The organism is Prosthecomicrobium sp. N25 (assembly GCF_037203705.1).
In the GTDB taxonomy this organism is placed as follows: domain Bacteria; phylum Pseudomonadota; class Alphaproteobacteria; order Rhizobiales; family Ancalomicrobiaceae; genus Prosthecodimorpha.
The window spans coordinates 1-3,108 of record NZ_JBBCAT010000010.1; the positions used below are offsets into that span (position 1 = coordinate 1).

Below are 3,108 nucleotides of genomic sequence, written 5' to 3' on the forward strand. Positions count from 1 at the left end.
CGGCTCTACGATCCAAATCGGAAGCCCGGTCCGATCCTCGAAGTGGGGTGTTGGGCCCATGCCCGGCGCAAGTTCTTCGAACTAGCCGACCTCCGACGAGCCCCGATGGCCGCTGCGACCGTAAATGCGATCGATGCCGTCTTCGAGATCGAACGCGAGATCAACGGCCGGCCGCCCGACGAGCGCCTCGCCGTCCGACGAGAGCGCAGCCGTCCCCTGGTCATCGACTTGGAGACCCGGCTTCGCGCCGACCGAGCCCAGCTCTCGCCGAAGAACGAAACCGCCCGGGCCATCGACTACATGCTGAAGCGATGACCGGCCTTCACGCGCTTCCTCGACGACGGACGCCTCTGCCTGTCGAACAACGCCGCCGAGCGCGCCGTCCGCGGCATCGCGCTCGGCCGAAAGAACTGGACCTTCGCCGGCTCCGATGCCGGCGGTCGCCGCGCCGCCGCCATGTACACCTATGAACGGGCGTTGAATTCTCCCCATTTGTGGGCCTGGAAAATTCCCCACCTTGCGCCGGTCCGCCCTCTGGCATGCCAGAGGGCGGACCGGCGCGTCGTCGCCGATGCTGGAGCCCTTCTGCGGGAGGGGCGGCTCGGTGGTCACGCTTGGAGAACTCATGATGATCCTGGAACTGCACCGGCAGGGACTGACAGTGACGGAGATCGCCCGCCGGCTCGGTCTCGATCGCAAGACGGTCAGGCGCTACATCGCGAAGGGGCTGGAGCCGCCCGCCTATGGGCCTCGGGTGCGTCGGCCGAAGGGCGTCGACCCGTTCCTGCCGTATCTGCGCGAGCGGTTGGCCGCCTATCCGGGCCTGACCGCGGTCCGGCTGTGGCGGGAACTGCGTGAGCGGGGCTTCCCCGGCGGCTACACGGCGGTGAAGCGGGCCGTCCAGCCTTGCGGCCGGATCCGGTCAAGTCCTTCGAGGTGCGCTTCGAGACGCCACCGGGCGAGCAGGCGCAGGTCGACCTGGCCCGCTTCGAGGTCGCGTTCACCAATGAGCCGCGCGTGACGCGCATCGTCTGGCTGTTTTCTCTGGTGCTCGGCCATTCCCGCCTGATCTGGGCGCGCTTCGTGGTCCACCAGGATCTGCAGACGATCCTGCGCTGCCACATCGCCGCCCTGGAGGCGATCAGCGGCGCGCCGCGCGAGATCCTCTACGACCGCATGAAGACGGCGGTCGTCGGCGAGGATCCGGACGGGCTGGTCATCTACAACCGCGGCCTTCTCGATCTCGCCCGGCACTATGGCTTCCAGCCGCGCGCCTGCCGGCCATACCGGGCCAAGACCAAGGGAAAGGTGGAACGGCCGTTCCGCTACATCCGGGAGGACTTCTTCCTGGCCCGGACGTTCCGCGATCTGGAAGACCTCAACGCCCAGCTCCGGCACTGGCTCGATACCGTAGCCAATGTCCGCGTCCACGCCACCACCGGCCGGGTCGTTGCCGAGGCCTATGCCGAGGAGAAGCCGGCGCTGAAGCCGCTGCCGCTGGTGCCCTACCGGTCGCTCCTGAGGCTCGAGCGGCGCGTCTCGCACGAGGGCATGGTCAGCGTCGGCGGTAACCTCTACAGCGTGCCCGATACCACCAGGCGCCGCGTCCTGGATGTCCATGTCGCAGCCGACGAGATCCGCATCTTCGAAGACGGCACGCTCGTCGCCAGCCTCGCTCCCCTCGACGGACGCGACCGCAGCCGGGTCGATCCGGCCCATCGCAAGCCGAGAACATCCGCTGGCCGGCAACGCCACGATGACGAACCCATCGTCATCCAAGGCGCCGGCGACCGGGTCGCGCGCCGATCGCTTGACTTCTACGACGCCGTCGCCCGCCGCCTCGCCACCGCCCAAGGAGGTGCGCGATGAGCACCGGAGAGCACCTGCCGGTGGTCGATCGCATCAAGCGCAGCCTGGTCGGTGTCCGGATGCCGCGCGCCATCGAGGTCCTCGATGCCACCGTGCGACGGATCGAGCGCGGCGAGACCACGGCTGGAGGCCATCGACACGCTGCTCGCCGAGGAGCTCACGCTGCGCGAGAGCCGACGCGTGAAGACGGCCCTTGTCATGGCCCGGCTGCCGGCCATCAAGACCCTGGCGGAGTTCGACTTCTCGTTCCAGCCTTCGCTCGACCGGAACCGTGTCATGGCACTCGCCGAGTTGAAGTTCGTCGACCGCTGCGAGACGCTCCACTTCCTCGGGCCGCCCGGCACCGGAAAGAGCCATCTGTCGATCGCCCTCGGCGTTGAGGCCGTCAGGGCGGCCAAGAGCGTCTACTTCGCCACCCTGGCCGACCTGGTCGGCGCCTTGGCAAAGGCGGAGCGCGAAGGAACCCTGCGCGAGAAGATCCGCTTCTTCTGCCGCTTCGCTCTCTTGATCGTCGACGAGATCGGCTACCTGCCCGTCATCCCCGGTGGCGGCAACCTCTTCTTCCAACTGGTCAACGCCCGCTACGAACGCGGCGCCATGATCCTGACCTCCAATCGCGGCTTCGCCGAATGGGGCGATGTCTTCGGCGACCCCGTCGTCGCCACAGCCCTCCTAGACCGCCTGCTCCACCATGCCGTCGTCGTCCAGATCGAAGGCGCCATCTATCGACTGCGCCACCATGCCGATCTGGTCCCTGAACACATCCGGTCGAAGGCCATCATCCAGCCCCCGCCGATCGCAATCCCGCGCCGGCGCGGCCGACCCCCTAAAGCAGGAGCCGCCGACCAGAACCACCATTGATCAAAAAGCACTCGAACCGGGGAATTTTAAGAGCCCAGAAGTGGGGAGATTCCGCCGCCCGTTGACAACACCTGATCGAAACCGCCAAGCTCAACGACATCGACCCAAGAGCCTGGCTCGCCGACGTCCTCGCCCGGTTGCCCGGACATCCCGCACGGGCGATCAACGACCTGCTGCCCTGGAACTGGAAGGCCGCAGCTCAGCCGAAGAATGCTGCCTGAGCGACACTCGCGCGAGCGCATATCCCGCGGGCTTCGCCGGATGCTTACGCCTGAGCGACACTCGCGCGAGCGCATATCCCGTAAGCGCTGTCCCGGTCCCACCTTCCTCCCCGCCGCTTGAGGGCCGACTTTGACGATCCGTTGGAGGATCGTTTTG

The 3,108-nt window shown here is 67.3% G+C and carries 4 pseudogenes; all 4 read left to right on the forward strand.

Annotated features, from left to right (window positions below):
* A pseudogene (locus WBG79_RS27510) lies at positions 1-465 on the forward strand (IS66 family transposase); the annotation flags it as partial.
* A 139-nt stretch (positions 466-604) separates the two neighbouring features.
* Positions 605-1,869 (forward strand): annotated as a pseudogene (gene istA, locus WBG79_RS27515) (IS21 family transposase).
* Positions 1,866-2,730 (forward strand): annotated as a pseudogene (gene istB / locus WBG79_RS27520) (IS21-like element helper ATPase IstB). The pseudogenes istA and istB overlap by 4 nt, the downstream one beginning before the upstream one ends.
* A 71-nt stretch (positions 2,731-2,801) precedes the next feature.
* A pseudogene (locus WBG79_RS27525) lies at positions 2,802-2,951 on the forward strand (transposase domain-containing protein); the annotation flags it as partial.
* Between the last annotated feature and the right edge of the window lie 157 nt (positions 2,952-3,108).